Genomic DNA, 6,581 nt, shown 5'->3' on the forward strand with positions numbered 1-6,581 from the left:
GTTATAAAAATAGCACTAAAGGCAGTCATGAAAACTGACTACATATAGTTATCATAACATATTTTTTAACCAATTGCAACAGTATTATTGAAAAAACGATGTAAAAGAGTTATAATATTCTTTGTGTTCATAATATTCATATGCACAAAAGGAGATAACAGAAATGGCAAAGAAAGATAAGGACATTTTCGACAAAATAATGGACTGGAAGATATTCGGTTGGTTCAGACCCTTTTACGTCAAAAACAAGGAAATGCTTTTGTATCTGTTTTTCGGCGTACTCACCACCGCAGTGAGCTTTGTGACCGCAGGCATCTCAAAAGTACTTTTGGAGCAGGCAGGCATAGGCAAGGGCGGTGTTTCCACCACAAGCACCGTCATATCATGGATATGTGCGGTAACATTCGCATACATAACCAACAGAATATGGGTATTCGAGTCTGAAGCAGAGGGCAAAAAGGCGATAATCTCCGAAGCGGCTTCATTTTACGGCGGCAGGATATTCACTCTTCTCGTAGAAATGTTCATGATGTGGCTTGGCTACTCGCTTCTCAGCTTCAACTATTGGGTAACAAAGATAGTGGCAAACGTTGTTGTGCTGATACTTAACTATGTCATCAGCAAGCTCGTGGTATTCAGAAAGAAATAAGCATACAAAAAAAGCTGTCAGATCTGACAGCTTTTCTTTTGCCCCAGTTGCCACGTTGCAACTGATCAATCTCTGTACATAAGCGTGACCGCCATGCCGTTTATCACGCCCACTACAACTCCGCACACAATGAAAAACACCTTGATAGGCAGGTCAAGCAGAAGCGAGATAAGCCCGAACACGATAACGAACGCCATTGCTCCGCCTATCTGCACAAGAAACTTTCTTTTCACAAGCACAGGAAAACGCTCAGCAAGCTTTGCGGTCTTGTTACCCTTGCGGTCAATTATCCTATAAATAAGCTGAGTCAATGCCATTGGTATTCCGATAAATAAAATTGCTGTTATAAGTTTGTCCATTTTAAATTCCTCCATTTTTCACTTAAATTATAGCTTTTTGTATCAAAAAAGGCTGCCCAAGACGCAATCCGTCCGTGGGCAGCCTCATTGCTGCATATAAAATTTCTTTTATCAACAATTAAAGAACTCTTACGCCAACAACGCCCTCTATAGCCTTGAAAGCGTCAGCGTCAACGTCGCCTGTAACATCGAGCATTGTGTAAGCCCAGTCTTTCTTAGACTTGTTTACAAGGTTCTCGATATTTGCGCCCTTGTCAGATACAACAGATGTGATCTGTGCAATAAGTGCAGGAACGTTCTTGTGAAGCACGCAAACAAGGTGGTCGCCTGTTTTAGCAAGCTCTGCATTAGGGAAGTTTACAGAATTCTTGATAGTTCCCTTCTCAATATAGTCGATAAGCTCGTGAGCCGCCATTGTTGCGCAGTTGTCCTCAGACTCAGGTGTGGAAGCGCCAAGGTGAGGCAGAACGATAACATTCTCCTCGCCAAGAACAACATCATCTGCAAAGTCTGTTACATACTTTGCAACCTTGCCGTCCTTGATAGCCTTTACAACAGCCGCACTGTTGATAAGCTCGCCTCTTGCAAGGTTGATAAGACGAACGCCGTCCTTCATCATTGCTATCTGAGCTTCGTCGATAGTGTTCTTTGTGTCAGGTGTATAAGGAACGTGGATAGTGATATAGTCGCTGTTCTTGTAAATATCGTTGATATCAGCAGTTACCTTTACAGCAGGCTCAAGCTGGATAGCTGCGTTTACAGAAAGGAATGGGTCATAGCCGATAACGTCCATGCCAAGTGCAACGGCTGCGTTTGCGATCTTTCCGCCGATAGCACCAAGACCGATTACGCCAAGAGTCTTGCCCAGTATCTCAGGACCTGCGAACTTAGACTTGCCGCCCTCAACTGTCTTAGGAGCGTCAGGAGTGCCCTTAAGTGAAGCAGCCCATGCAGCAGCCTCTGTTATCTTTCTTGAAGCAAGAAGAAGCGCACAAATAGCAAGCTCCTTAACAGCGTTTGAGTTTGCGCCAGGTGTGTTGAATACAACGATTCCCTGCTCTGCACACTTCTCAACCGGAATATTGTTTACGCCAGCACCTGCTCTTGCAATAGCAAGCAGGCTCTCAGGCATTTCCATATCGTGCATCTTTGCTGAACGTACCATTATAGCGGTAGGATTTTCAGCATTGTCGCTTACTGTGTATTTAGCCTTGTCAAAGATATCAGTACCGCAGGTAGCGATCTTATTTAATGTCTTTATCTCATACATTGTAAATTACCCTCTCTTATAATAAGGTTACGCTTATGCGTTCTCAGCCTCGAACTTCTTCATGAACTCAACAAGCTTTTCAACGCCCTCGATAGGCATTGCGTTGTAGATAGAAGCTCTCATACCGCCAACAGTTCTGTGACCCTTGAGGTTTACAAAGCCTGCTGCTGTAGCCTCAGCAACGAACTTCTTGTCAAGCTCAGCGTCGCCTGTTACGAATGGAACGTTCATAAGAGATCTGTCCTCAGGAACAACAGTGCCCTTGAAAAGCTTGCTCTGGTCAAGATAATCATAGAGTATCTTAGCCTTCTTCTCGTTGTGAGCCTTCATAGCCTCAAGACCGCCCATTTTCTTTATCCACTTGAATACCTTGCCGCAGATGTAGATGCCATAGCAAGGAGGTGTATTGTAAAGAGAATCAGCGTCAGCCTGAGTTTTCCACTTGAGCATTGTAGGTGTTCCCTCGAGAACATCGTCAGTGATAAGATCTTCTCTGATGATAGCAATAACAACGCCGGCAGGACCAACGTTCTTCTGAACGCCGCCGTAAATAACGCCGTACTTTGTTACGTCAACAGGCTCAGACAGGAAGCAGGAAGAAACGTCTGCAACAAGTGTGTGACCCTTTGTGTTAGGCAGAGTCTTGTACTTTGTACCATAGATAGTATTGTTTTCGCAGATATAAACATAGTCAGCGTCCTCTGGGATATCCAGATCTGAACAGTCAGGGATATAAGAGAAAGTCTTGTCAGCAGAAGAAGCCACAGCAACAGCCTCGCCGTATTTCTGAGCCTCCTGATAAGCCTTCTTAGCCCACTGACCTGTGATTATGTAAGCCGCTTTCTTGTTCTTCATAAGGTTCATAGGAACGGCTGAGAACTGCTGAGAAGCACCGCCCTGAAGGAACAGCACCTTATAGTTATCAGGGATACCCATAAGATCTCTGATGTCCTTTTCAGCTTCCTTGATGATGTCATCGAACGCCTTGGAACGGTGGCTCATCTCCATTACGCTCATACCTGTGCCCTTATAATCGAGCATTTCATCGGCAGCTTCCTTAAGCACTTCCTCAGGGAGTACAGCAGGACCTGCGCTGAAGTTATATACTCTACCCATTGTTAAACCCTCCATATAAATTAGTTTCTTAGTTTCATTATTTATAAAGACTATAAATATATAAATTAATAATATTATTATATGCCTTTTATAAAAAAAAGTCAAGGGCTGTCATATAAAAATACTCACTCGTCATAAGTTTTTGTACATATCAGCACATAAAACAGCCCTGAAAACGTGCATTTTTACACCTTACCTATGTCGTTATATATAATAAGCACTGAAAAGCATGAAAAATCAGAATAATACTAAAGCGTTAAAAAGAGGTTAAAATTTTTGGTATTCCTTGAAATCTCCATATTTGTGTAGTATAATGTAATCAATAGAATGCGACAGTTGTAAAAAAATCGGGGAACAATTGTCACTCTCAGGGAAAGAGGATATATATGCAAAAGATATTTTATGTTTCAAGAAATGAGGACAAAGCCCATGATGGAAAAGCCCCGGATATGGACAGATTTCAGCGAGTTGAAAAGCTCAACAGTCTGATCGCGGCAGGCTGGGCTATAAAAGAAATGAAAAGCGAAAACAACAGCACATTCTTTGTGCTTGAGAAAGCAGACTAGACTTAAAATGGCGGTATAAGACCGTACCCTGCCAATAACGCAGACACGACGTCCCGCCAACAAGTTCGCTAGGTCTTTCAACAAACTTATAGGACGGTAGCCCCACCGTCCTTTTTTTATGTGCAGATAAATTTTGCGAAAACGTTTTATGGGTATTGCATTTCAGAGAGAAATATTGTATAATTAATGTAATCGTTTTAGCAAAAACAAATGATACTATACATATTATAAAGGAGTAAAAAACTATGGCTTATGTAATCGGCGTAGACTGCGGCACAAGCGGCACTAAGACGGTGCTTTTCGACGAAAAGGGCACTGTTATTTCTTCTGTAACTATTGAATATCCTATGTATCAGCCTAAAAACGGCTATGCAGAACAGGATCCTGCTGACTGGGCAAACGCAATGATAAACACTATCAAGGCTGTTATGACCAAAAGCGGCGTAAATAAAGAGGACGTTGCAGGCGTTGGTATCTCAGGTCAGATGCACGGACTTGTTATGCTGGATAAGGACAACAACGTTCTTAGGAAGTCCATAATCTGGTGCGATCAGAGAACAGCCGCAGAAGTTGAAGAAATGAATGAAAAGCTAGGCAGAGAAAAGCTCATCAAGATAACAGCAAACCCTGCCCTCACAGGCTGGACGGCTGCGAAAATTCTGTGGGTAAAGAACAACGAGCCTGATATATATGAAAAGTGCAGACACATTCTTCTTCCAAAGGACTATCTGAGATTTATCCTCACTGGCGAATATGCAACAGAGGTTTCCGACGCCAGCGGTATGCAGCTTCTTGACGTGCCAAACCGCTGCTGGTCAAAGGAAGTCTGCGATACGCTTGGCATTGATATGTCAATGCTGGGCAAGGTTTACGAGTCATGCGAGGTAACAGGCAAGGTCACAAAGAAAATGGCTGAGCTTACAGGACTTAAAGAGGGTACTATAGTAGTAGGCGGAGCAGGCGACAATGCCGCTGCGGCTATCGGAACAGGCGTTGCAGAGGACGGCAAGGCGTTCACAACTATCGGAACATCAGGCGTTGTATTCGCACACACTTCTTCTATCTCTATCGACCCAAAGGGCAGAGTTCACACCTGCTGCGCAGCAGTGCCGAACGCATGGCACGTTATGGGTGTTACACAAGGCGCAGGACTTTCGCTGAAATGGTTTAGGGATAATTTCTGCAATGCAGAGAAAGAAACAGCAAAGTGCATGGGCGTGGACGAATATTATCTCATGGATAAGGAAGCAGAGAAAGTGCCTGTTGGTGCAAACAGACTTCTCTATCTGCCATATCTCATGGGCGAAAGAACGCCGCATCTTGACCCTGACGCAAGAGGAGTATTCTTCGGACTTTCCGCAATGCACACAAAGCGTGATATGCTGAGAGCAGTAATGGAGGGCGTATCATACTCCCTGAGAGATTGCGTTGAGGTATTCAGAGAAATGGATATCAACGTGTCCGACATGATGGCTTGCGGAGGCGGCGGAAGCTCACCGCTGTGGAGATCAATGCTCGCAGATCTTTACAACTGCCCTGTAAAAACAGCTTCATCGAAAGAAGGTCCAGCCCTTGGCGTAGCACTTCTTGCAGCAACAGGCGCAGGCATTTACTCATCAGTACCGGAAGCTTGTAAATCAGTAGTAAAGACCGACAAGGTACAGCAGCCTGAAGCAGAGCGAGTACCTGAGTATGAGAAATACTACAAGCTTTACACAGAGATCTATCCTGCACTGAAAGCAGAATTTGCAAAGCTTGCAAAGATGTAATATAAAACCAAAAGCTCCGATTTGCTGTCGGAGCTTTTTTTGTGTTAAAATATTTTGACAACTAAAAAACGGCTCTCCACAATAGCGGAAAGCCGTTTTTTACATATTGGTCGGAGTGACCGGATTTGAACCGACGACCTCTACCACCCCAAGGTAGCGCGCTACCAATCTGCGCCACACCCCGATATCGTATATATTATACCCGATTTGGATACAATAGTCAAGAGTTTTCAGTCAAAATAAAAAAATTGCAAAAAAGGTATTGACATTCACATTCATTTGTGATATAATAAATAAGCACTCAAGAGAGAGCAGTAAAAAAACAATAAAATATCGCGGGATGGAGCAGTTCGGTAGCTCGTCGGGCTCATAACCCGAAGGTCGTTGGTTCAAATCCAGCTCCCGCAACCATATTGGTGAGACTAAATGGATGCTCACCCTTAAAAGCCCGTATTTACGGGCTTTTTTCATGCTTTTCAGCTGAAAAATTCAAGGTAAAAACCATGGATGCTTTTTCATGATTTTCACCGACCGGAAGGGTTCGAACCCTCGACAAATGAATATTGTCAAATAAAACGGCAAGCTTTGAGCAGATTTCGCTCCCGGCTTGCCGTTTTTTTATAAAAAAACATTCACAAAGTTTAGAAGGCTGTTTTGTCAAATATCACGAAATGCGATAAACGACAAAGCGGCCTTTTTTTGTTTCAAAGGAGGCTCGATAACAAAAATACTATAAAAAGGGAATCTAAAACGACTGGAGGTGATCAAGTAAAAAATGAACAGCAGTCAGACCGAGGACATGACCGAAGAACCCGATATGGGAATGACGATGTGAGGTGTTATATGATTTAC

The 6,581-nt window shown here is 43.3% G+C and carries 6 protein-coding genes and 2 tRNA genes; 4 read left to right on the forward strand and 4 right to left on the reverse strand.

The window, feature by feature from the left end:
• Positions 1–163: 163 nt before the first annotated feature.
• Positions 164–649 carry a GtrA family protein gene (locus tag DW938_RS09290; protein ID WP_022287598.1) on the forward strand — a complete coding sequence of 162 codons (486 nt, stop codon included), beginning with the start codon at positions 164–166 and terminating at the stop codon, positions 647–649.
• Between the two features lie 65 nt (positions 650–714).
• On the opposite strand, the gene DW938_RS09295 is transcribed toward DW938_RS09290, so the two are convergent.
• The 3 genes from DW938_RS09295 to serC all read right to left on the reverse strand — a co-directional run bounded on the left by DW938_RS09295 (position 715) and on the right by serC (position 3,394).
• Complete coding sequence (locus DW938_RS09295; RefSeq protein ID WP_117859496.1) at positions 715–1,008, reverse strand: hypothetical protein; 294 nt, start codon at positions 1,006–1,008, stop codon at positions 715–717.
• 118 nt (positions 1,009–1,126) lie between these two features.
• Positions 1,127–2,278, reverse strand: a complete 1,152-nt coding sequence (locus tag DW938_RS09300; protein WP_118124593.1) for a 3-phosphoglycerate dehydrogenase family protein — start codon at positions 2,276–2,278, stop codon at positions 1,127–1,129.
• Between the two features lie 33 nt (positions 2,279–2,311).
• On the reverse strand, positions 2,312–3,394 hold the full coding sequence (serC, locus tag DW938_RS09305) for a 3-phosphoserine/phosphohydroxythreonine transaminase (protein WP_117859494.1): 1,083 nt from the start codon (positions 3,392–3,394) through the stop codon (positions 2,312–2,314).
• Positions 3,395–3,780: 386 nt separating this feature from the next.
• Here serC and DW938_RS09310 point away from each other — a divergent pair, with 386 nt between their 5' ends.
• On the forward strand, positions 3,781–3,960 hold the full coding sequence (locus DW938_RS09310; protein WP_022288558.1) for a hypothetical protein: 180 nt from the start codon (positions 3,781–3,783) through the stop codon (positions 3,958–3,960).
• Between the two features lie 245 nt (positions 3,961–4,205).
• Complete coding sequence (xylB, locus tag DW938_RS09315; protein ID WP_118124594.1) at positions 4,206–5,729, forward strand: xylulokinase; 1,524 nt, start codon at positions 4,206–4,208, stop codon at positions 5,727–5,729.
• 107 nt (positions 5,730–5,836) lie between these two features.
• On the opposite strand, the gene DW938_RS09320 is transcribed toward xylB, so the two are convergent.
• Positions 5,837–5,913, reverse strand: a tRNA-Pro gene (locus DW938_RS09320).
• A 150-nt stretch (positions 5,914–6,063) separates the two neighbouring features.
• Between DW938_RS09320 and DW938_RS09325 the strand changes: the two genes are divergently transcribed.
• Positions 6,064–6,140, forward strand: a tRNA-Met gene (locus tag DW938_RS09325).
• The last annotated feature ends 441 nt before the right edge of the window (positions 6,141–6,581 follow it).

The sequence above is a fragment of the Ruminococcus sp. AM43-6 genome (genome assembly GCF_003461785.1).
Classification (GTDB): domain Bacteria; phylum Bacillota; class Clostridia; order Oscillospirales; family Ruminococcaceae; genus Hominimerdicola; species Hominimerdicola aceti.

Coding starts and splice junctions, on each gene's coding strand:
- DW938_RS09290 (WP_022287598.1), top strand. CDS start 164: ATGGCAAAGAAAGATAAGGACATTTTCGACAAAATAATGGACTGGAAG.
- DW938_RS09295 (WP_117859496.1), bottom strand. CDS start 1,008: ATGGACAAACTTATAACAGCAATTTTATTTATCGGAATACCAATGGCA.
- DW938_RS09300 (WP_118124593.1), bottom strand. CDS start 2,278: ATGTATGAGATAAAGACATTAAATAAGATCGCTACCTGCGGTACTGAT.
- serC (WP_117859494.1), bottom strand. CDS start 3,394: ATGGGTAGAGTATATAACTTCAGCGCAGGTCCTGCTGTACTCCCTGAG.
- DW938_RS09310 (WP_022288558.1), top strand. CDS start 3,781: ATGCAAAAGATATTTTATGTTTCAAGAAATGAGGACAAAGCCCATGAT.
- xylB (WP_118124594.1), top strand. CDS start 4,206: ATGGCTTATGTAATCGGCGTAGACTGCGGCACAAGCGGCACTAAGACG.